The sequence below is a fragment of the Pseudomonas sp. AC255 genome (assembly GCF_979258175.1).
Genome location: NZ_OZ409841.1, coordinates 4,630,278 through 4,653,039 on the forward strand (window position 1 = coordinate 4,630,278; position 22,762 = coordinate 4,653,039).

The 22,762-nt window shown below is 61.5% G+C and carries 19 protein-coding genes and 1 pseudogene; 12 read left to right on the forward strand and 8 right to left on the reverse strand.

What is annotated here, in order from left to right; all coding sequences use genetic code 11:
- Positions 1-27 precede the first annotated feature (27 nt).
- Positions 28-4,329, reverse strand: a complete 4,302-nt coding sequence (locus ACZZ0K_RS20975) for a hypothetical protein (RefSeq protein ID WP_463559308.1) — start codon at positions 4,327-4,329, stop codon at positions 28-30.
- On the reverse strand, positions 4,329-4,895 hold the full coding sequence (locus tag ACZZ0K_RS20980; RefSeq protein ID WP_463559309.1) for a DUF4329 domain-containing protein: 567 nt from the start codon (positions 4,893-4,895) through the stop codon (positions 4,329-4,331). Before ACZZ0K_RS20980 ends, ACZZ0K_RS20975 begins: the two co-directional genes overlap by 1 nt.
- A 300-nt stretch (positions 4,896-5,195) precedes the next feature.
- Here ACZZ0K_RS20980 and urtA point away from each other — a divergent pair, with 300 nt between their 5' ends.
- The 11 genes and pseudogenes from urtA to ureC all read left to right on the forward strand — a co-directional run bounded on the left by urtA (position 5,196) and on the right by ureC (position 15,594).
- Complete coding sequence (gene urtA, locus ACZZ0K_RS20985) at positions 5,196-6,461, forward strand: urea ABC transporter substrate-binding protein (protein WP_056787644.1); 1,266 nt, start codon at positions 5,196-5,198, stop codon at positions 6,459-6,461.
- A gap of 214 nt (positions 6,462-6,675) precedes the next feature.
- Positions 6,676-8,177 (forward strand): annotated as a pseudogene (urtB, locus tag ACZZ0K_RS20990) (urea ABC transporter permease subunit UrtB).
- A complete protein-coding gene (gene urtC / locus ACZZ0K_RS20995; RefSeq protein ID WP_056787639.1) occupies positions 8,177-9,256 on the forward strand; it encodes an urea ABC transporter permease subunit UrtC in 1,080 nt (359 codons plus the stop codon). The pseudogene urtB and the gene urtC overlap by 1 nt, the downstream one beginning before the upstream one ends.
- Positions 9,253-10,122 (forward strand): urea ABC transporter ATP-binding protein UrtD, encoded by an 870-nt coding sequence (gene urtD / locus ACZZ0K_RS21000; protein ID WP_016771888.1) that lies wholly within the window; start codon positions 9,253-9,255, stop codon positions 10,120-10,122. The genes urtC and urtD overlap by 4 nt, the downstream gene beginning before the upstream one ends.
- A 134-nt stretch (positions 10,123-10,256) precedes the next feature.
- On the forward strand, positions 10,257-10,955 hold the full coding sequence (gene urtE / locus ACZZ0K_RS21005) for an urea ABC transporter ATP-binding subunit UrtE (protein WP_150741644.1): 699 nt from the start codon (positions 10,257-10,259) through the stop codon (positions 10,953-10,955).
- A 43-nt stretch (positions 10,956-10,998) separates the two neighbouring features.
- Entirely contained in the window at positions 10,999-11,838 is an 840-nt protein-coding gene (locus ACZZ0K_RS21010; RefSeq protein WP_252879351.1) for an urease accessory protein UreD, read from the forward strand.
- A 226-nt stretch (positions 11,839-12,064) separates the two neighbouring features.
- Entirely contained in the window at positions 12,065-12,367 is a 303-nt protein-coding gene (gene ureA / locus ACZZ0K_RS21015) for an urease subunit gamma (protein ID WP_003221215.1), read from the forward strand.
- Between the two features lie 9 nt (positions 12,368-12,376).
- Entirely contained in the window at positions 12,377-12,910 is a 534-nt protein-coding gene (locus tag ACZZ0K_RS21020; protein WP_252885238.1) for a GNAT family N-acetyltransferase, read from the forward strand.
- A 5-nt stretch (positions 12,911-12,915) separates the two neighbouring features.
- Entirely contained in the window at positions 12,916-13,452 is a 537-nt protein-coding gene (locus ACZZ0K_RS21025) for a GNAT family N-acetyltransferase (RefSeq protein WP_095180935.1), read from the forward strand.
- On the forward strand, positions 13,449-13,754 hold the full coding sequence (locus ACZZ0K_RS21030) for an urease subunit beta (RefSeq protein WP_095180936.1): 306 nt from the start codon (positions 13,449-13,451) through the stop codon (positions 13,752-13,754). Before ACZZ0K_RS21025 ends, ACZZ0K_RS21030 begins: the two co-directional genes overlap by 4 nt.
- 139 nt (positions 13,755-13,893) lie before the next feature.
- A complete protein-coding gene (ureC, locus tag ACZZ0K_RS21035) occupies positions 13,894-15,594 on the forward strand; it encodes an urease subunit alpha (RefSeq protein WP_041480696.1) in 1,701 nt (566 codons plus the stop codon).
- A gap of 60 nt (positions 15,595-15,654) precedes the next feature.
- On the opposite strand, the gene ACZZ0K_RS21040 is transcribed toward ureC, so the two are convergent.
- From ACZZ0K_RS21040 to ACZZ0K_RS21050, 3 genes are all read right to left on the reverse strand, one after another.
- Positions 15,655-17,055: an SET domain-containing protein gene (locus ACZZ0K_RS21040; RefSeq protein WP_258707528.1), complete on the reverse strand. Its 1,401-nt coding sequence runs from the start codon at positions 17,053-17,055 to the stop codon at positions 15,655-15,657.
- A gap of 203 nt (positions 17,056-17,258) precedes the next feature.
- Positions 17,259-17,564, reverse strand: coding sequence for a chaperone modulator CbpM (locus ACZZ0K_RS21045; protein ID WP_016771896.1), 306 nt, complete (start codon positions 17,562-17,564; stop codon positions 17,259-17,261).
- A 23-nt stretch (positions 17,565-17,587) separates the two neighbouring features.
- Positions 17,588-18,532 (reverse strand): DnaJ C-terminal domain-containing protein, encoded by a 945-nt coding sequence (locus ACZZ0K_RS21050; protein ID WP_024011397.1) that lies wholly within the window; start codon positions 18,530-18,532, stop codon positions 17,588-17,590.
- A 290-nt stretch (positions 18,533-18,822) separates the two neighbouring features.
- Between ACZZ0K_RS21050 and ACZZ0K_RS21055 the strand changes: the two genes are divergently transcribed.
- A complete protein-coding gene (locus ACZZ0K_RS21055; protein ID WP_016771898.1) occupies positions 18,823-20,097 on the forward strand; it encodes an Hsp70 family protein in 1,275 nt (424 codons plus the stop codon).
- A 152-nt stretch (positions 20,098-20,249) separates the two neighbouring features.
- On the opposite strand, the gene ACZZ0K_RS21060 is transcribed toward ACZZ0K_RS21055, so the two are convergent.
- The 3 genes from ACZZ0K_RS21060 to ACZZ0K_RS21070 all read right to left on the reverse strand — a co-directional run bounded on the left by ACZZ0K_RS21060 (position 20,250) and on the right by ACZZ0K_RS21070 (position 22,757).
- Complete coding sequence (locus ACZZ0K_RS21060) at positions 20,250-21,263, reverse strand: AI-2E family transporter (RefSeq protein ID WP_016771899.1); 1,014 nt, start codon at positions 21,261-21,263, stop codon at positions 20,250-20,252.
- 330 nt (positions 21,264-21,593) lie between these two features.
- Positions 21,594-21,899: a PsiF family protein gene (locus tag ACZZ0K_RS21065; RefSeq protein ID WP_016771900.1), complete on the reverse strand. Its 306-nt coding sequence runs from the start codon at positions 21,897-21,899 to the stop codon at positions 21,594-21,596.
- A gap of 63 nt (positions 21,900-21,962) precedes the next feature.
- Positions 21,963-22,757: an AraC family transcriptional regulator gene (locus tag ACZZ0K_RS21070; RefSeq protein ID WP_252877347.1), complete on the reverse strand. Its 795-nt coding sequence runs from the start codon at positions 22,755-22,757 to the stop codon at positions 21,963-21,965.
- Between the last annotated feature and the right edge of the window lie 5 nt (positions 22,758-22,762).

The window sequence follows — 22,762 nt, forward strand, 5'->3', positions numbered from 1 at the left end:
CGGCCCGCGCCTGTTCATTCATTTCACTTACAACTCGTCGCGCAAGCGCACGGTTCCGGGTGTCGGGGTCTGCTGACGACGGCTTCGCCAGGTAGTGTTCATGCGGCCGGTCTGGCGCCAGTAATAACCGCCGATCAGCACCCGAAACTCACCCAGCGCCATAAGCCGCGAAAGAAACTCTCCAGGGCTCAGCCGGCTGATCCAGCGTCCGCCCTCGAAAGTGGCTGAGCGGGTCAGCAACAGATCTCTTTCCGCCCTTGAATACACAGGTGTGTACTTGAGCAGCACATCGTGCGGCGTTGAATAGTAGTAGTGCAGGATATGCAGGCCTTTTTCCGTGGGTGCATGGGTGTGCGCATGCACCAGCGAAGGCGCAGCGTAATTGGCATAGACCTGATCCACGTCCGCCGCCAGCGTGGTGTTGCCCGAGACATGCAATTGATGGGTGGCCATCACCGAGTAACCCTCGGGGTAACGCGGCGCCGGATCGCGCCAACTGACAGCAGGATCTGCAGCGGTACGCAGTATGCGCAACAGCGGATTGTCCTCGTTGGCGAGGTACACGATCGGCTCAAGCGGAACGAAGCGAAGGCTGGACGGGTTCGCCAGAATCGCACTCTCATAACCGGTGCCTATTACCGCCCGGCCGGCTACCCGCCCATGAACATGGCAGGCGGCATCATCTGGATGATGAAAGACAGGTCCCAGCGCTGGCGCCGGATGCTCGCGCCAGCGTTGCTCACTGGACACCTCGGTCAGCCGTGGCTGCCAGTGTTCATCCACCTGACCATGCCGCGACCAGTATTCACTGGTTTCAATCACCTCAAGTCGACCGGCATGAGCCATCCGTTGGACATAGTCGACAAATCTGAACGTACCGCTGGCAGTGCCCCGCTCATCGACCGCCGCTTCCACCTTCGACACAAAGGCATTGGGGCGCAGTTGCACTTGCCCGAACTCATCGTAGAAAGTGCCGGGCTCGAATGCATGCAGTTGCAATTTCAACAACGCGCCATCGGCGCAGGAGAAGTAGATCGGCCGGTACCCCTGGGGCGTGTTGGCCCATGCGCAGGCTGCCTGGACATCGTTGGGCAGCAGAAAAAAGTGTCGCATATCGTCCGGCCGCGCGCCCAGAGGTGGCAGCGCTGCTCGCAAATAAATGGCGCTCAGACTGAAACCTGACGGCAGCTTGCCCTGTTCGAAAACCCGATCCAGCGCCAACCCCGAACGCTGCACCGCAACTGGCAGAGTGGACACCAACAGGTCTTCAGGGCCGTTCAAAACGTAGCCGAAGGTCTGCGTATCCCTGCTCAACGACAGTTGATGAGCGTAACGCACGGCAGCGTCTGCCTGGATGAACAGCGGGCTGCCGACCGGGCGGCTCAACGCCTTGTCATAATCGGCGGCCGGCAACAGATCCCCGGAGTATGGTGCCCACTGGATAATCTGGCGCGGTTGCCCCCAGATCGCGTTTGCGGCGACCACCCACAGACGTCCGGCCCTGGCCAGATCGTTCACCCATTCGACGGGTTTCAATTGCCGATCGCGCAAGCGCTGTCTTATCGCTTTTGCATCGACGACGGACAGCCGCTCGCCCTGATCAAGCAGCTGCGAAAGCAGTTCGGCTTGCGGCCGATAGCCAATCACCGCGCCATCCGGACAGAACAGGTACTCATCCCGTGGGGCGGGTGTATAGCGAACCAGCGAACCGTCCGCCGCCACCCGGTATTCCTCTTTAATGCCGCGTTTGTTGAACGCCGACTCCAGCACCTCGACCGAAAACACGTTCTGGTACACCTGCTTTTGCACAGGCGCCAAGACCAACGACACCTCCTGGGCGACGCGCGAGCGGTACCGCGCCACGATGCGACAACCCGCAGGAAACAATCCGGCGGCGCGACTTTCCTCAGGGCAGATATCGGTGAAATCGAAATCCTCATGGCTGACTTCAACGGGCACTGTGGCGACGTAGCGCTTATCGACCGTCTCCAGAATCAGCCCGCCATGCACCCTGTCGGTCACCAGAGGCACGAGCGTCCTGGCGTGGACGGCCGCGTCGTCAGCCGTCAGAAAGACCGGACCGAGCCGGCGCCGTTCGAGATTTGCGTACGGTTGCCAGGTGGCTGGCACCAGCCCCGCCCGGTCCCAGCACAGACCGGTGCGCATGACGGACAGCTCGCCGCTGCTGGCGACCTCATGGATAAAGTCGGTCGGTAGACGGTTGCCAGCGGCCAGATCGCTTTTGATCTGTTCAAGCGTGCGCTGGGACGAGGCGTCATGAAACAGTTTGCTGGACTTGCTCCACGCATATTTGAGCAAAGCACCATCGCGCACGGCGAGATAAAGCGCTGCGGGAGCGTCCGACACCATGACCGGGCGCCGGCCGCCGTAATACATCGAGGCTGTCAGGTGGTCCGGCGAGATGAAGTAATGCGCCAGCCAGTCATCCGGACTTTTCGTCGGATCACCGGCACGTTGCGATGCGTAGAAATTGCCGTGCAGTTCGAAGCCCTCGGGCAACGCATGCCAGGGCTCTGAGGGCAGGTCGGCGAAAACCGAATCGAGCCTGAACAGATTTTTGCCTTGATCACTGACGGGCACCAGCTCGGTAGCCACATACTCTGGCCGGCTCTTGTGCCTGAGAATGAAGCCGAAGTACGCGCGCGTTTCGCCCTGTGGACGAAAGTCCCCCATGCATCGATCCCGTGCAGCCTCATCCGCCGAGGGAAAAATCGCGCCGAATGCCACACCTTCCAGGCGTTTCCAGGGCAACGGCAACGTCAGCGGCGGCAACGGTATTTGCGGCTGCGGGAGTGGCGTGGGTTTGGGCAGGATCGGCTTGTCTCTGTCCGGCTGGGGATACAGAAGCGGCGGCAGTTGCACCACCGGCAACTGCGGCACGGGCAAAGGCGCGGGCGTGGTGCGCAGCGACCAGGCGGGCGGCACCCGCCCGCGATAGCCCCACAGTTCATTATCGATCAGAACCGTTAAACGTCCGGCCGCTGCCTGTTCACGTATGAAGTCCTGCGGGCGTTTACGGCCGCTGTCCAGTTCCAGCGCCAGGGCGCCCGGATGCTGACGCGTGCCCAGGCGCCGGGCCAATTCCGTGGAGCCCGCAGATCCGATGACCTCATACCTGACGAGACTGTCCGGCGCCGCGCTGACATACAAGGCAATCTCGTCGAGCAGGACTTGCCTGACCTCCGCCACACTCAACATCTGCAAGCTCACAGCCGCTTCCTGATACGCCCAGCCAAAAAGCTCCGTATCCACCGGCAAAAGTTGCGACATGGCAATGTGAGAGACGTAACGGGCGTGCAGCGCATGGTCGTCGGGAAAGACCGGACGCCCATGATTGTCCATCGGATAAAGCCTGCCCTGACTGAGCGTGTCGATATCTCCCGGCAACGGTTCGGTCACCACGAAGCGCTTGTCGCTGCGCTGAAAAACATACCCGGCGTACGGTTTGTCACGGCGCAGGCCGGCGAGTTCATGGGCATGACGAGCGGCATCATCGGCGCACAGAAAAGCGCCGCTCAATCGCGGCCAGGGGAAGTTCGCGAAGGGTTGCCATTGCAGATCCACCGGCCCCAGATGCGCCCACAGCGCACTGCCGCGCACGACCTCCAGGGTGCCAGCCAGTACCAGCATCGAGACAAATGCGCGGGTATCCAGTGTGCCGGCCAACAGCCTTGCCTGCAGACCATTGTCACTGACCGTGCCGTCCGACTGCGTAACGCTCAGTGCCGCTTCGATCGAATCGCCGCTGAAGCGGTACTTCAACATCGCATGATCCTGCGCCCGCATGTACAGCGACAACGCATGTCCCGCTTTCGCCAGATGTTTGCTGCGGGCATTCGCTTCGATAGCGACGGCGATCTCCCGGGGCGTGAAGAAGTTCTCGTAGAGCCACGGCTGAGCGGGTGGAAACTGCGCAGGGTCGGGCCGCGAGGCGAAGTAGAAGCCCTCCAGCAAATACCCCCTCGGCAGCTGCAATTGCCCTTGGGCATCAACCGGAAATATTCGCTCAGGATCCCATGCAGCCAGTCCGGCCGGGCGCGCATGGGTGGCGACATACTCCTCGCCAATCAATTTTTTCAATATCAGGCCCGTCGTCTGTGCGCCTCTGGATTTCAAGGCGGCAAGCACGGCGCGTTCGGCATTGACGCATACCCGGGTCATCAGCGGCAGGTCGGTGACCGCACCCTTTGAAAACGACGCGCCGACCTTCCAGTCCGCAGGTACGCGCCCCACCGAGTAGCCCCAGTCGGCATTCGAAACAATGATTTTGAGTTCACCCACGGTCGCCAGCTTGTTGATCACCGCCATCACGTCATAGGCCCCCGCCGGATGGCCCGACGGCCCGCCGGACTGCTGCCAGAGGAAGTAGTCGCGTTCCTCGGGCGAGCCGCTCGAGACGTATTTGAGCAAGCTGCCATCCGGGCCTGAAAGGTAAGCGCTGCGGAAAAATCCCGCGCCGACACATCGCCAATGAAATCGCCGCCTGAATAGAAGCTCATGAACAGCCTGAGCAGGGTTTCATCCTGACGCCGATTGCCATTGCGGAACTGGTCATGTAGCGGCGGATGGCTGTGTACGCTGGCGATACATCGGTAGCCCAGCGGATGGAGCATGCCGCCAAGGGCATCGGTCTGCACAATCGTGCCGAAGTCGAAGCGCGTGGCTTCTCCTGCGATGGGAGAGGTGGCGAGGAATTTCCCGTCCGGTCGCAGCAGGATCACGCTGCCGTACTCTTTGTCCGGGTTGAGTGGAATTCGTGTGTGCACCCAATAGGCGGCGTCTTCTTCAGTCAGAAAAGCCGGGCTCAGTGGGGGCAGCTTGAACGTTGCTGAAGAACTTGCGGTACGACCGGATCGGCCTGAGACATGACTCATAAAAACCTGCGCTGAGAATCGGATGAGCAACTGAGTGTGGCCCTTCGGTTTTCTCGAGCTGTGGTACAGGGTTATCGCTTTTGTATCCGCATCTGAGTGCCAGCGGGCGCCCCAATCTGGCGCAACTCGACGCACCATCGGCCGACTACCGTCCCCTCCTGGTGCACGGTTTCAGCGCGCAAGCGCTCTGGCACGACATTTTCTTGCCTGAACGCGACCGGGCACAGCCTTTGCAAAACACAGCTTCAGTCGTCCGCATCTGCCAACCAGAAAAAATCGAATGTTCATGGAGATCGCACAATGAAGCGTCGCAGTTTAATCAAGGCTTTCACACTCACGGCATCCATTGCCGCGATGGGCATGACCTGGACTGTCCAGGCCGCCGAGACCATCAAGGTCGGGATTCTGCATTCGTTGTCCGGGACCATGGCGATCTCCGAAACATCGCTCAAGGACATGGCACTGATGACCATCGACGAGATCAACGCCAAGGGCGGTGTGAACGGCAAGATGCTCGAGCCGGTGGTGGTCGACCCCGCTTCCAACTGGCCGCTGTTCGCTGAAAAGGGCCGACAGCTGCTGACCCAGGACAAGGTCGCGGTGGTGTTCGGTTGCTGGACGTCGGTGTCGCGCAAATCGGTACTGCCGGTGTTCGAAGAGCTCAACGGTCTGCTGTTCTACCCGGTGCAGTACGAAGGCGAAGAGATGTCGCCGAACGTCTTCTACACCGGCGCCGCGCCGAACCAGCAAGCGATCCCCGCCGTTGAATACCTGATGAGCGAAGAAGGCGGCAGCGCCAAGCGCTACTTCCTGCTCGGCACCGACTACGTCTACCCGCGCACCACCAACAAGATCCTGCGCGCGTTCCTGCATTCCAAAGGCGTGGCCGACAAAGACATCGAAGAGGTCTACACGCCGTTCGGTCACAGCGATTACCAGACCATCGTTGCCAACATCAAAAAATTCTCGGCCGGCGGCAAGACTGCCGTCATTTCCACCGTCAACGGCGACTCCAACGTGCCGTTCTATAAAGAGCTGGCCAACCAGGGCCTGAAAGCCACCGACGTACCGGTGGTGGCGTTCTCGGTCGGCGAAGAAGAACTGCGCGGCATCGACACCAAACCGCTGGTGGGCAACCTCGCGGCGTGGAACTACTTCGAGTCGGTGGAAAATCCTGCGAACAAGAAATTCGTCGCGGACTGGAAAGCCTACGCGAAGAAACACAATCTGCCGGGCGCCGATAAAGCCGTGACCAACGACCCGATGGAAGCCACCTACGTCGGCATCCACATGTGGGCGCAGGCGGTCGAGAAAGCCAAATCCACTGACGTCGACAAGGTTCGTGAAGCACTGGCCGGGCAGACCTTTGCTGCGCCGTCCGGTTACACGTTGACCATGGACAAGACCAATCACCACCTGCACAAGCCCGTGATGATCGGCGAAATCCAGAGCGACGGGCAGTTCAACGTCGTGTGGCAGACCGAAGGCCCGATCCGCGCGCAACCATGGAGCCCGTTCATTCAGGGCAACGACAAGAAGCCGGATTATGCGGTGAAGAGCAACTGAGGCGAATTCAGTTTTTGAGGCGAGCATGAGACTTCCCCTCACCCCAGCCCTCTCCCTCAGGGAGAGGGGGAAAGGGAGCCGATCTTCATGCTCTTCAGACCCTGAGTTCGACTCGAGTTCGCAGGTCGCAGCACATCGTCCAGACACCTCGGTCAGTCCCCTCTCCCTCCGGGAGAGGGTCAGGGTGAGGGGGCGGTTGAACAGGACACCACTAATGCCCACTGCCATACACCGCGTACTTCTCGCCATCGCACTGTTGCTGCCACTCCTGGCCCACGCCGGCGACGCCGAAGACTTCGTCGCGGCCAATCCGATGCAACAGGCCAAACTGCTGGAAGCCTGGGCCGCGCAGCCCGATCCGGCGCGTATCGAATTGCTCAACGCCCTGCAACAAGGCGAGCTGACGATCGACGGCCAAGCGAAAACCCTGCGCCTGAACAATCGCCTGCGGGGTCTGATCGACACCGCTATGGCCAGCCATCAATTGCTCGCCGCTGACAGCAAAATCCGTCTGAGCGCCGCGCAGCAATTGCAGAAAAGCGCGAAACCCGCGCAGCTGAAATTTCTCGACCGGCAACTCGCTGGGGAAAAGACCCAAGCGTCCACGCCGCCCTGAGCCTGGCGCTGGCCAATCTGCAACTGGTCGACAGCGACCCGGCGGTGCGCCTCGCGGCGGTACGTCTGCTCGGTGAAACCGGCGACCCGCTGGCACGCACGCGTCTTGAAGGCCTGCTGGAACCTGGAGTGGAAAGCGATGCCGGCGTGCGTACCGCCGCCGAAACCAGCCTCGCTCAGGTCAAGCGCAAGCTGCTGATCGGCGAAGTGCTCGGCCAGGCCTTCAGCGGCATGTCGCTGGGCTCGATTCTGCTGCTCGCGGCCCTCGGCCTGGCGATCACCTTCGGCCTGCTCGGGGTGATCAACATGGCGCACGGCGAGATGCTGATGCTCGGTGCCTACTCGACCTACGTCGTGCAGTTGATGTTCCAGCGTTACGCGCCGCAAGCCATCGAGTTCTATCCGCTGATCGCGTTGCCGGTAGCGTTTTTCGTCACCGCCGCCATCGGCATGGCGCTGGAGCGCACGGTCATCCGCCACCTTTACGGTCGGCCACTGGAAACCCTGCTCGCGACCTGGGGCATCAGCCTGATGCTGATCCAGCTCGTACGGTTGGTGTTCGGCGCGCAGAACGTAGAAGTAGCAAATCCGGCATGGCTGTCCGGCGGCATTCAAGTGCTGCCCAATCTGGTGCTGCCGTACAACCGCATCGTCATCATCGCTTTCGCATTGTTCGTGGTGGTGCTGACCTGGCTGCTGCTGAACAAGACCCGCCTCGGCCTCAACGTCCGCGCCGTCACTCAGAACCGCAACATGGCCGCCTGCTGCGGCGTGCCGACCGGGCGCGTCGACATGCTCGCCTTCGGCCTCGGCTCGGGCATCGCCGGGTTGGGCGGCGTGGCGCTGAGCCAGATCGGCAACGTCGGTCCCGACCTTGGCCAGAGCTACATCATCGACTCGTTCCTGGTGGTGGTGCTCGGCGGAGTCGGCCAATTGGCCGGTAGCGTGCTCGCCGCATTTGGCTTAGGGATCGCCAACAAGATTCTCGAACCGCAGATCGGTGCGGTGCTCGGCAAGATCCTGATCCTCGCGCTGATCATTCTGTTCATTCAGAAACGTCCGCAAGGCCTCTTCGCACTGAAAGGACGGGTGATCGACTGATGAACCAGCCTCTGTTAGTCACGGCCACACAAAAGGCCGGGCCGAAAGTCACGCTCGCGGTCGGCGGGGTGATCCTCGCGCTGCTGATCGTTCTGCCGCTGCTCTCGTTGTTGTCGCCGGACAATGCCCTGCACGTCTCGGCCTACACGCTGACGCTGGTCGGCAAAATCCTCTGCTACGCCATCGTTGCTCTGGCGCTGGATCTGGTCTGGGGTTACGCCGGTTTGCTGTCGCTGGGTCACGGTCTGTTCTTCGCCCTCGGCGGTTATGCGATGGGCATGTACCTGATGCGTCAGGCGGCCGGCGATGGCTTGCCAGCGTTCATGACTTTCCTGTCGTGGAGCGAATTGCCGTGGTACTGGACCGGCACCAGCAGCTTCCTCTGGGCCATGTGTCTGGTGGTGCTGGCGCCGGGGTTGCTGGCGCTGGTGTTCGGCTTCTTCGCCTTCCGTTCGCGGATCAAAGGCGTGTATTTCTCGATCATGACCCAGGCCCTGACCTTCGCCGGCATGCTCCTGTTTTTCCGCAACGAGACCGGTTTCGGAGGCAATAACGGCTTCACCAATTTCCGCACGATCCTCGGCTTCGGCATCACCGAACCGGGCACCCGCGCGGTGCTGTTTCTGGCCACGGTGTTGCTACTGGTGGCGAGCCTGTTCATCGGCTGGCGCCTGGCGCAGAGCAAGTTCGGTCGGGTGCTGACGGCGTTGCGCGATGCGGAAAACCGTTTGATGTTCTGCGGCTACGACCCGCGCGGTTTCAAGCTGTTCGTCTGGGTGCTGAGTGCGGTGCTGTGCGGTCTGGCCGGAGCGCTGTACGTGCCACAAGTGGGCATTATCAACCCCAGCGAAATGTCGCCGACCAACTCTATTGAAGCGGCGGTGTGGGTCGCCCTCGGCGGTCGCGGCACGCTGATCGGCCCGCTGCTCGGCGCCGGTGTGGTCAACGGCATGAAGAGCTGGTTCACCGTGGCCTTCCCGGAATACTGGCTGTTCTTCCTCGGCGCGCTGTTCATCGTCGTGACGTTGTACCTGCCCAAGGGCGTGATCGGGCTGCTGAAGAAACGAGGTGAACAATGAGAGTCACAGCGAGTGCTGAATTCATGCTGGAGCCGGCGTTTTTCCCCGTGGAACCGAACAAGGACGAAGGCACCAGCCGCGACTCGATCGGCCTCGGCCAGCGCGTCGGCCCTGGCCTCGATACGCGTCACGGCACGATCCTGACTTTGGAAGACATCAGCGTCAGCTTCGACGGCTTCCGTGCGCTGAACAATCTCAACCTGTACATCGGCGTCGGCGAACTGCGCTGCATCATCGGCCCCAACGGCGCGGGCAAGACCACGCTGATGGACGTGATCACCGGCAAGACCCGGCCCAGCCACGGCAAGGCCTGGTTCGGCGAAACCCTGGACCTGACGCAGATGAGCGAAGTGCAGATTGCCCAGTCCGGCATCGGCCGAAAGTTTCAGAAACCGACGGTGTTCGAAGCCTTGAGCGTGTTCGAAAACCTTGAGCTGGCGCAGAAGACCGACAAGTCGGTGTGGGCCAGTTTGCGTGCGCGCCTGAGTGGCGAGCAGAAGGATCGCATCAGCGAAGTGCTCGAGACGATTCGTCTGACCACCTCGGTCAATCGCCAGGCCGGGTTGTTGTCCCACGGCCAGAAGCAGTTTCTCGAGATCGGCATGCTGCTGATGCAGGACCCGCAGCTGCTCCTGCTCGACGAACCGGTGGCGGGCATGACCGACGCCGAAACCGAGTTCACCGCCGAGCTGTTCAAATCGCTGGCGGGCAAGCATTCGTTGATGGTGGTCGAGCACGACATGGGTTTCGTCGGCTCGATTGCCGACCACGTCACGGTGCTGCATCAGGGCAGCGTTCTGGCGGAAGGCTCGCTTGAGCAAGTGCAGGAAAACGAGCGCGTGATCGAGGTCTACCTCGGCCGCTGAAGACCTAGATCGTTCCCACGCTCTGCTTGGGAATGCCGCCATGGACGCTCTGCGTCCGCCGTTATGTGACGCGGAGCGTCACGGGATGCGTTCCCACGCAGAGCGTGGGAACGATCACCGGGGAGAATTCGAACATGCTGCAAGTCGACAAGCTGCATCAGTACTACGGCGGTAGCCACATCCTGCGCGGCCTCAGCTTCGAGGTGAAAGTCGGCGAAGTCACGTGCCTGCTCGGGCGTAACGGCGTGGGCAAGACCACCCTGCTCAAATGCCTGATGGGCCTGCTGCCGGCCAAGGAAGGCGCGGTCAACTGGGAAGGCAAACCGATCACCACGTTCAAACCGCATCAGCGTGTGCATGCCGGTATCGCCTACGTGCCACAGGGCCGTGAGATCTTCGGGCGCCTGACGGTAGAAGAAAATCTGCTGATGGGCCTGTCGCGTTTTCCAGGCTCAGAAGCCAAAGAAGTCCCGGGTTTCATCTACGAATTGTTCCCGGTGCTGCTACAAATGAAGCAGCGCCGTGGCGGTGATCTGTCCGGCGGTCAGCAACAGCAACTGGCTATCGGCCGGGCGCTGGCCAGCCGCCCGCGCCTGCTGATTCTTGATGAGCCGACCGAAGGCATTCAACCGTCGGTGATCAAGGAAATCGGCGCGGTGATCAAGCAGCTCGCGGCGCGCGGTGACATGGCGATTCTGCTGGTCGAGCAGTTCTACGACTTTGCTGCAGAACTGGCCGATCAATACCTGGTGATGTCGCGGGGCGAGATCGTTCAGCAGGGTCGCGGTGAAAATATGGAGGCCGAGGGTGTACGCGGGCTGGTCACGATCTAACGCGCCGGTCTAATCTGTAGCTTCCTAACGATAATCACAAACCATGAATTCGATTGTTGCACCTGCCCTGTTTACCCCGAGCTGGCACGCCGAGCTGGAACTGGCCTACGCACGTTTCGGCGATTGCACGCGTCCGGTCATGCGCCGTCACCTCGGCCCGCTGCGCGTGCAAAAGCATCTGTACGCCGAAGGCCCCGAGGTCTGCCAGCACATCATCGTCCATCCGCCGGGCGGAATTGCCGGTGGTGATCGGCTGGACATCAAGGCCCGCGTCGAACACAACGCCTGGGCGCAAATCACCAGCCCCGGCGCCGCCAAGTGGTATCGCGCGGGTGGGCCGGCGTATCAACAGCTCGACTTGAAAGTCGCTGCCGGTGCGACACTGGAATGGCTGCCGCAGGAAACTATCGTCTACAGCGCCGCGCAGGCTGAGTTGACCACGACCATCGACCTTGAAGGCGATGCGCGGCTGTTCTACTGGGACGTGGTGGCGCTCGGTCGGCCGGCCAGCGGCGAGCGTTTTGACCTCGGGCATTTTCAGGCGCACCTGGACATCCGCCGCGACGGTCGGTTGCTCTGGCACGAACGGCAGCGCATTGTCGGCAACGATGGTTTGCTCGACTCGCCAATCGGGCTGGATGGGCAACCGGTGTTCGCGACGATGCTGGTGACCGGTGAGATAGACGCCGAGCTGCTGGAGCGATGCCGCTCGCTGGGGCATGAGGTGCGCGGGGATCTGACGCAATTGCCGGGACTGCTGGTGGCTCGTTGCCTGGCCAGTGAGGCGTTGCTCGCCCGCGCCTGGCTCATCGATTTGTGGCGATTGCTCAGACCTGCGCTGCTGGGGCGCGAAGCTATCGCGCCAAGAATATGGAGCACCTGAAACCCCGACCCTCACCCCCGCCCTCTCCCGGAGGGAGAGGGAGCCTGACCGAGTCGTCTGAAATAAATTTATCTGCCTGAACGAATATTGCTGACTGAATTGGCCATTGAAAACAACCAAGATCAGTCCCCTCTCCCTCGGGAGAGGGCTAGGGTGAGGGGCTGCTCCAACTGGCACCCCACACTTCTCGAGAGCCACCCGAATCTGCCCTGATGGAACCCGAACCATGGACCTGACCCCACGCGAAAAAGACAAGCTGCTGATCTTCACCGCCGGCCTCGTCGCCGAGCGGCGGCTGGCCCGTGGCGTGAAACTCAACTACCCGGAAGCCATGGCCTACATCTCCGCCGCGCTGCTGGAGGGTGCCCGCGACGGCCAGACCGTGGCCGAGCTGATGCATTACGGCACCACCCTGCTCAGCCGCGAACAAGTGATGGAAGGCATCCCGGAAATGATCCCGGAAATCCAGGTCGAGGCGACGTTCCCCGACGGCACCAAACTGGTCACCGTTCACCAGCCGATCGTCTGAGGCCGCGCCATGACTTACGCCATTCGCGATGCAACCCGGGCCGACCTGCCGGCGATCCGCGACATCTACAACGACGCCGTGCTCAACACCACGGCGATCTGGAACGAACAAGCGGTCGACCTCGGCAATCGCCAGGCATGGTTCGACGCGCGTCAGTTGCAGGCGTACCCGATTCTGGTGATCGTCGACAGCCACAACGCGGTGCTGGGTTACGCCTCGTTCGGCGACTGGCGGCCGTTCGACGGTTTCCGCCACACCGTCGAGCACTCGGTGTACGTGCGCAGCGATCAACGCGGCAACGGCCTCGGCCCGCAACTGATGACCGCGTTGATCGAGCGCGCCCGCACCTGCGGTAAACACGTCATGGTCGCTGCCATCGAAAGTGGCAACGCCGCGTCGATTCGCCTGCACGAGCGCGCCGGTTTCAGCATCACCGGGCAGATGCCGCAAGTCGGCACCAAGTTCGGCCGCTGGCTCGACCTGACCTTCATGCAGTTGACCCTCAATCCCGGCGCACAGCCGCCGGATACTCACAAGGAGTGATGTCGATGAACGCCGCCCAGTTGCGCCGCGTCAACGCTGAAAGCTTTGCCCACTATCGCCAGGGCCTGATCGATCTGCTGCTCGACGCCGTCGGTTACGGCGCCAGCGTCGGTTTTATGGCCGACCTCGATGAGGTGCAGGCGCGCGCATATTTCGATGAGGTGCAGGACAACATCAACAAGGGCAGCACGCTGCTTTGGGTGGTGGTCAAGGACGAGCAGGTGCTCGCCAGCGTGCAATTGGGCCTGTGCCAGAAGGCCAATGGTCTGAACCGCGCCGAAGTGCAGAAACTGCTGGTGCGCGAACACGCGCGGCGCCGTGGCCTCGGCCAGCAACTGATGCAGGCGCTGGAACTCGAAGCGCCCAAGCACAAGCGCGGCATGCTCTATCTCGACACCGAGGCCGGCTCGCCGGCGGAAGATTTCTACAAGGCGCTGGGCTACGTGCGCGCCGGCGAAATCCCTGATTACGCCTGCGACCCCAACGGCACCTATCGCCCGACCGCGCTCTATTACAAAGTCCTGCAAGGAGCCCAGCGATGATTCCTGGCCAATACCAGATCCAGCCCGGCGACATCGAACTCAACGTCGGCCGTCGCACCCTCAGCCTGAAAGTCGCCAACAGCGGCGACCGGCCGATTCAGGTCGGCTCGCATTTCCACTTTTTTGAAACCAACGACGCGCTGACCTTCGATCGTGCGGCCAGTCGCGGCATGCGCCTGAATATTCCCGCCGGCACGGCGGTGCGCTTCGAGCCAGGCCAGAGTCGTGAAGTCGAACTGGTCGATTACGCCGGGCATCGCCGGGTGTTCGGCTTTGCCGGCCGCATCATGGGTGATCTCTAAACAACACGGTGCCCGCTCTGGCCCCTTCGCGAGCAGGCTCGCTCCCACATGAGAACGCGATCAAATGTGGGAGCGAGCCTGCTCGCGAAAGCGAGTAATGCGAGCGATTTCAGACCCAATTGAATCTCAAGGCATGCCCATGAAAATCTCCAGACAAGCCTACGCCGACATGTTCGGCCCCACCGTCGGCGACAAGGTGCGCCTGGCCGACACCGAGCTGTGGATCGAAGTCGAAAAGGACTTCACCACCTACGGCGAGGAAGTGAAATTCGGTGGCGGCAAAGTCATCCGCGACGGCCAGGGCCAGAGCCAATTGCTCGCCGCCGAAGTGGTCGACACGCTGATCACCAACGCGCTGATCATCGACCACTGGGGCATCGTCAAGGCCGACGTCGGCCTCAAGGACGGGCGCATCGCCGCGATCGGCAAGGCCGGCAACCCTGACGTGCAGCCCAATGTGACCATCGCCATCGGCGCCGGCACCGAAGTGATTGCCGGCGAAGGCATGATCCTCACCGCTGGCGGCATCGACACGCATATCCACTTCATCTGCCCGCAGCAGATCGAAGAAGCGCTGATGAGCGGCGTCACCACCATGATCGGCGGCGGCACCGGGCCTGCCACCGGCACCAACGCCACCACCTGCACCTCCGGCCCGTGGCATCTGGCGCGCATGCTCCAGGCCGCCGATGCTTTCCCGATGAACATCGGCCTGACCGGCAAGGGCAACGCCAGCCTGCCGGAGCCGTTGATCGAACAGGTCAAGGCCGGTGCCATCGGTCTCAAGCTGCACGAGGACTGGGGCACCACTCCGGCGAGCATCGACAACTGCCTCAACGTCGCCGACCAGTACGATGTGCAGGTGGCGATCCACACCGATACCCTCAACGAATCCGGCTTCGTCGAAACCACCCTTGGCGCGTTCAAGGGCCGCACCATCCACACCTATCACACCGAAGGTGCCGGTGGCGGCCACGCGCCAGACATCATCAAGGCCTGCGGCTTTGCCAACGTGCTGCCAAGCTCGACCAACCCGACCCGGCCGTTCACCCGCAACACCATCGACGAACACCTCGACATGCTGATGGTCTGCCATCACCTCGACCCGAGCATTGCCGAAGACGTCGCCTTCGCCGAAAGCCGGATCCGCCGCGAAACCATTGCCGCCGAAGACATCCTCCACGACCTCGGCGCGTTCTCGATGATCAGCTCCGACAGTCAGGCCATGGGCCGCGTCGGCGAAGTCATCACGCGCACCTGGCAGACCGCCGACAAGATGAAAAAACAGCGCGGCCCGCTGCCACAGGACGGCGCAGGCAACGACAACTTCCGCGCCAAGCGTTACATCGCCAAGTACACGATCAACCCGGCAATCACTCATGGCATCAGCCATGAAGTCGGCTCGATCGAAGTCGGCAAGTGGGCCGATCTGGTGCTCTGGCGCCCGGCGTTCTTTGGTGTGAAGCCGACGCTGATCCTCAAGGGCGGTGCGATTGCCGCCAGCCTGATGGGCGACGCCAACGCTTCGATTCCAACACCGCAACCGGTGCATTACCGCCCGATGTTTGCCAGCTACGGCGGCTCGCTGCACGCCACCAGCCTGACCTTTATCAGCCAGGCGGCGCAGGAGGCCGGATTGCCGGAAGCCTTGGGATTGAAGAAGCAGATCGCTGTGGTGAAGGGCTGCCGCGACGTGCAGAAAACCGACCTGATCCACAACGACTATCTGCCGAACATCGATGTCGATCCACAGACCTATCAGGTCAAGGCCGATGGCGTGTTGCTGTGGTGCGAACCGGCGGAAACGCTGCCGATGGCGCAGCGCTACTTTCTGTTCTGATGAAGGCGTGCGCTGAATACGGACGCGCCGGTCCGTATTCAGTCGCGATCGCTCAGGCAATCACGGGAACAGTTTCGCGATGTCCGCATCGCTGTAGTTGTAATCGATGCGTAACTCGGTTCCCGCCGGAATGTCTTCGGTAGCGAAGATGGCGTTGAGAATGAAGTCGCGGGTGACCAGTTCCTTGCCTATCCACTGTTGCGCTTCGACATCGAACGGTACGAACTCGACGTTGTAACCCTCCGTAGCCTGACGAACCGGCTTGCCCGTTGCGTCATACCAAAAGCGCGTGTTGATCCGGGAAATAATCGTGTCACCGACCAGCGCGAATTCGTAGGGGATCAAATATCCAGGCCCTGGTTGATAACGGACGCCGACCTTCATGGTGTATGACTGCTGGGGCAGCGGCACAAGACGTCCCGGCATGATCGCGCCAGCATAGACACCGACCACCTCGCCTCGGGTGATGCGCCGGTTGGCGACCACCATTGACTGGCCGACCAGGGCCCGCTCTCCGGGCACCGTCATGTCGGCCTCGGTGAACAATCGCCATTGCAGCTTTTCTTCATACAACCGCGCGACATGCTCGTAGGCGCCAAACTTGATGTAAGGCTTGATTTGCTCGGAGGTATAACGGCTGCCGTCTTCGAAACGCGCCAGGGTCTGGAGCTTCTTTATCCTGACAGGCCGGCCGGCCATGTCCCGGAAAGGGTATTTGCCGTTATTGGCACGGTCGTAGACCCCGGGCCGATTGGTGAGGAACGAAAACCGTGTTTCGCTGCGCATTGCACGCAATTCCTCAGCGGTGAAGGGTTTGACGGGCATCGACTCGGACGCCAGATAAAAATGTTCCTGCGTTGCACCGCCATCGTCGGACAGCTCTTCAACGGCAGACTCGTAGTCTTCATCGCTCTGGCGCGCCACCCTGCGGCTTTTACCCGGGACAGCGGCAGCGTCCGGCGACGCGCTGGACTCTTCAAGCGCGTACCAGTGTTTGTTCAACCCATCGTAGGCAAGCACAGGGCCGGACGGCTGCAGCTCGCTGGACAATCTGGCCCGATGCAGACCGGTCTCGGCATCGACGCCGATCAGCACCGTACCGCCGCCCTGCAGGTCCGCGTATTGGCGTCCTTTGAATACGCGAAACCCGTCAACGTCCGCTTGCGGTAGAGGGGGTGTCGAGGCAATCAGGTAACGCTCCAGAGCCGAGGTTTTAAGCTTCGGGACGGGACCAGATGTAGACGGCGTCGGGTCGACGTGCACGCTGTGCGGGGCAACTGCAGTTTCCATTTGCTGCGTGTTGCTGCCGGGCTCACTGGCATCGGGCGGGGTCTTGCGAATGAACGGACCGGGGGTCAGGTGCGGCGACTCGATACCGTGCGCGGCGGAATCCCGGGATGTGCGCCCAAGGGTGGTGATATCGACTGCGCCCGGCTTGGGCGGCTTGGGTCTGACTGGCATTGACAGGCTTCCTTGCAAAAATTGCGCAGCGCTGGCCAGTCTGGCTGGCGCTACGACCGTCGGCATCCATTGCCAACATGTGCCCGGAAAACTATCAGACCACCCTGCCGGTTCATACCGGACGAAACACCCGCAAACATTAATCAGGCGGGAGCGGGCCGGCACGCGATGAGGCCAGCTAGGACCTCACGGCCTCAAACAATTTATTCGACCACCAACCGCCCCAAACGCTGGCGCAACATGCGGTTCTCGGCACGCAACTGCTTCACCTCGTCCAGCAGATCCAGCGCCAGCGCCACGCCTTCCCACTCCAGTTCCAGATCACGGCGCAGCTTGGCGGCGCGTTTGGCCAAGGCCAATTCGTAATCGGTGAAACGCCATTCCCGGGGCTGCGCGCCCTGAGGTTCGAGGATGCCGTGCTCGACGATTTCGATCACGTAGACGTCCGACAAGTCGGCCGCCTCACAGAATTCTGCCAGGTCCAGTTGAACGATCAGGGGGCTGCTCATGATGGGCTACTCCGTCGTCGGGTTCAGAAGTTCTCTCGCGGATTGAAGGCGGCTTTCTTCGCCAGTTCCTGCCACAGCGCCTTGACCTCATCGTCGGAGGCTTTGGGCATCACGGCCTTGAGCTGCACGAACAGATAACCGCGTTCGCCGGCCTTGTTCAGCAGGCCATGGCCCTTGGCGCGCATGCGCTGGCCGTTCTGGCTGCCGGCCGGGACCTTGAGGTTGATCTTGCCGGTCAGGGTCGGCACGGCCACTTCAGTGCCCAATGCCAATTCCCACGGAGCCAGAGGCAAGGTGATGATCAGGTTTTCGCCTTCGACATCGAATTTCGGGTGCGGCGCAAAACGAATGGTCAGGTACAGGTCGCCATTCGCCCCGCCACCGATGCCCGGTGCGCCCTGGCCCTTCAGGCGAATCCGCTCGCCGTCGGTGACGCCGGCCGGAATCTTCACGTTCAGGCTCTTGCTGGTGTTGCTGACATGCTGGCCGTGCGCGTTGTATTGCGGCACCTGAAAGGTGACTTTCTTCGATTCGTTCGACAGGGTTTCTTCGAGGAAGACCGGCAGTTCCATTTCCACGTCTTGCCCTCGGCGTCCGCGTGATTGGCGGCTCTCGGCGCCACCGAAACCGGGGCCGCGATTGCCGAAGATCGAACTGAAGAAGTCCGAGAAGTCGCCTGTGTCGCCACCGCCGCCACCGAAGCCGCCACGGCTCTGCCAGCCCGGTGGGCCCTGAAACGGCTGACCGTGCTGGCCATAACGGCGCAGTTCGTCGTATTCGGCGCGCTTGTCGGCGCTTTTCAGCGCTTCATAGGCTTCCGAGGCATCCTTGAACTTGGCCTCGGCATCTTTTTCCTTGCTGACATCGGGGTGGTATTTGCGCGCCAGCTTGCGATAGGCCGCCTTGATGGCCTTGTCGTCGGCTGTCGGCTCCACGCCGAGTATCTTGTAATAGTCTTTGAAGTCCATGGAAGGATCACCATCCGTTATCGATTTCGCGCCGAGACCAGCATGCGCCGATTGGCACGTGCCGGGTTGACCGATCTCAAGTTTGTGACCGGGTGGCGCCGCAGAAGTTTATCGGCAGTGGACGACGGTTCTTGCGACCGCCGGTGTGTCTGCCGGCCCATGCCAGCAAGTTTGGGGCGATGCGGTGGTTTTCAACTGTCTGGGGGCGAAATAGCGGATGACCGGCCTTCGAATCTGCCGCGCACTGACATACACTGCGCGGCCGTTTTTTTGACCGGAAACCGAAAGACATGAAAGACGCCTCTCCAGCCCGTGCCTGCGGCATCGACTTCGGCACGTCCAACTCCACCGTCGGCTGGCTGCGCCCCGGCATGGACACCATGATTGCGCTGGAAGACGACAAGATCACCCTGCCGTCGGTGGTCTTCTTCAATATCGAGGAACGTCGCCCGGTATACGGTCGCCTGGCCCTGCACGAGTATCTGGAAGGCTACGAAGGCCGACTGATGCGCTCGCTGAAAAGCCTGCTCGGCTCCAAGCTGATCAAACACGACACCAGCGTCCTCGGCACGGCGATGCCGTTCAAGGATCTGCTCGGGCTGTTCATCGGCCAGCTCAAGAGCCGCGCCGAAACCGCCGCCGGTCGGGAATTCGAGCAAGTGGTGCTGGGCCGCCCGGTGTTCTTCGTCGACGACGATCCGCTGGCTGACCAGGAAGCCGAAGACACACTGGTCGAGGTGGCGCGCAAAATCGGTTTCAAGGACGTGTCGTTCCAGTACGAACCGATCGCGGCAGCGTTCGACTACGAGTCGACCATCGAGAAAGAAGAGCTGGTACTGATCGTCGACATCGGCGGTGGTACCTCTGACTTCTCGCTGGTGCGCCTGTCGCCCGAGCGTCGTGGTCTCGACAACCGTCACGATGACATCCTCGCCACCGGCGGTGTGCACATCGGTGGTACCGACTTCGACAAACAGCTGAGTCTGCAAGGCCTGATGCCGCTGTTCGGCTACGGCAGCCGCATGAAGAGCGGCGCGTACATGCCAACCAGCCACCACATGAACCTGGCGACCTGGCACACGATCAACTCGGTGTACTCGCAGAAATCCACGCTGGCGCTGGGCAGCATGCGTTACGACATCGAAGACACCGGCGGCATCGATCGCCTGTTCAAGCTGATCGAACAGCGCGCCGGGCACTGGCTGGCGATGGAAGTGGAAGAAACCAAGATCCAGCTGACCCACGCCGACAGCCGCCACGTGCCGCTGGACCGCATCGAAGCCGGGCTGAGCGTCGAGCTGAGCCGCGCGCTGTTCGAATCGGCGATCGAAGCCTTGCTGGAACGAGTGCGCGGCAGCGTTACGCAATTGCTCAATGATGCAGGCGTGGCGGTCGATCAGGTCGACACGGTGTTCTTCACTGGTGGTTCCAGCGGCATCCCGGCCCTGCGTAACAGCGTGTCGGCAATGCTGCCGAACGCGCGGCATGTCGAAGGCAACATCTTTGGCAGCATTGGTAGCGGTTTGGCGATTGAAGCGATGAAGCGTTACGGTTCGATGGCCTGATCACAATCTGTGGCGAAGAGCTTTTGTGGCGAGGGGATTTATCCCCGTTGGGTCGCGAAGCGGCCCCCGATTTATGAAAGCAGGGGCCTGCTGCGCAGGCCAACGGGGATAAATCCCCTCGCCACAGATGCATTCAATTCAGTTGCTTGGCCTTAGACCATCCCGCCCAGCTTCAGCTCACTCTTCAGATACGCGTAATAAATCGGCCCCGCCACCACCCCCGGCAAACCGAACGCGGCTTCGAACACCAGCATCGCCAGAAGCAACTCCCACGACTTGGCACTGATCTGCCCGCCGACGATGCGCGCGTTGAGGAAGTATTCGAGCTTGTGGATAACGATCAGATAGCCCAGCGCGGCGATCGCCACCCAGATCGACAGCGACAGACCGACGATGGTGATCAGCGTGTTCGACATCAGGTTGCCGATCACCGGCAGCAGGCCGAGCAGGAAGGTCAGCACGATCAGGGTTTTGGTCAGCGGCAGCTTGATGCCGAACATCGGCAGGATCACCGCGAGGAAGATCCCGGTGAACACGGTGTTGAGCAGGGAAATCTTGATCTGCGCGAAGACGATATTGCGAAACGCCTGCACCAGCAGATGCAAACGGTCGAACAAAGCGGCGGCCAGCGGCTTGCGCTTGGTCACGTCGGGGATGCGCTGCAGGGCGATGATCGCGCCGAGCACCATGCCGATCAGCAGGGTGACGAACATGTGCGCGGCGTCCTTGCCGACCAGTTGCAGGTCGGCCAGATGCTTGCTCGCCCACTCGCCGATCGCCACGCGAAATTCCGCTGCACTCGCCGGCAGGTAGGCATCGATGAACGGCGGCAACTGCCCGCGCGCGCGATCGACTACGCCCATGAATTTGTCGAGTGAAGCGCCGGGGTTTTCCGCTTCATGCAGGAGGAAACTGATGGCCCCGGCGAAGATCAGCGCCAGCGCACTCACCACCAGCGTGCCGAGCAGCGCCACCGCCAACCAGCGCGCACGGCGCCCTTCGATCAGCCGTTGCAGTTGCGGGGTGAGCATGTTGACCAGCTCGAACACCAGCAACCCGGCCAAAAGGCTGGGCAACAAGCGCAGCGGCAGCACCAGCAGCAAACCGCCAAAAATGATGATGCAGCTGACCCAGAACACAACATGACGCTGAGAAAACGTTGGCATACAGCCTCAAAACGAACGGCGTGAAAGGATGGGCAGTCTGCCAGCGATCCTGGGTTAGCACTAGGGATATGCGGGGTTTCGGATTTTCGTGCAAGGCTTGCGAATTTCCCCTCACCCTAGCCCTCTCCCAGAGGGAGAGGGGACCGATTGGGGGTTGCTCGAAAAATTTTCCGACCTGAACGTGCAGTGCCGAATCCGCAATCGACCCGGTATTTCAGACCCCAGTTCCTGTCGGCATCAATGCGGTCGGTCCCCTCTCCCTCCGGGAGAGGGTTAGGGTGAGGGAAAATCTCAAGCCGACCGAGTCAATCGGACACCCATGGCGCCCGCTTATTTCTTCTTCAGACACTCACTCATGAACGCCTTGCGCGCATCGCCGGTCAGCGCTTTGGTTTTCGCATCGGCATTGCAGGTGGTCATCTTCTGCTGCTGCGGGGTCAGCTCCTTGCCATCGTTGGCCGCTGGCGCCGCTTTCAGGCAGGTACTCATGAACGCCTTGCGCTCATCGCCCTTCAAGCTCTTGGCGGTCGCATCGGCATTGCAGGTGGTCATCTTGTTCTGTTGCGCCGTGGCGGCGAAACCTTGGGAACACACAAGCAGCCCGATCATCAACAACGGCACACGCAACATCTTCATGGAGTTTTCTCCTTGTTGCCGCACCGATGGATGCGGCCTCTGTCGCAGTGTAGTCAAAGCTTGTTACACCTTCCTGCCCTCGAGGTGGCTGCGCCGGTACTGCTCCGGCGTACAACCCGCCTGACGGGCAAACATGGCGATGAATGCCGAGCCGCTGCTGTAGCCGAGGTCGAAAGCGATTTCCTGCACCGAACGCGAGGTTTCCAGCGCCTCGATCGCCGCCAGATAACGCAAGCGCTGACGCCATTCACCAAAGCTCATGCCCAGCTCGCGTACAAACTGCCGCGCCAGAGTGCGCTCGCTGACATGCACTTGCGCGGCCCAATGCGCCAACGGTTGGTTGTCGCCCGGCGCGGCCTGCAAGGCGTCAAGAATCGTCAGCAAGCCCGGGCTGCTCGCGTACGGCAGATAACATTCCTGCACCGGTGCCTGTTGCAGTTGATCAACCAGTACCTGGGCCAGACGCTGATCGGCTTCATGCTCGGGGATCTTCACATCGCGGGCGGCGAAGTCCTTGAGAATCGCCTTGAGAATGTCACTGATCGCCAAGGTGCAGGCCCGCGCCGGCAATCGCGCGCAGACGTCGGGATCAAGACACACCGCGCGGTAGTTGACCGGTTGATGGCTGTAGAAACTGTGCTCGACCTCGGGCGGCACCCACACCGCGTACTGCGGCGGCGACATGAAGCGACTGCCGTCGACATCCATGTGCAGCACGCCATGGGCCGCGTATTCCAGCGTGCCCCAAGGATGCCGGTGTGGCGCGGCATATTCGTGGGCATTGAAATCGGCGTAGCGGAAATACACCGCTGACGGCAGTTCGCTGAAATCGAGCAGATCGATGTGTTTGCTGTTCATGCTGT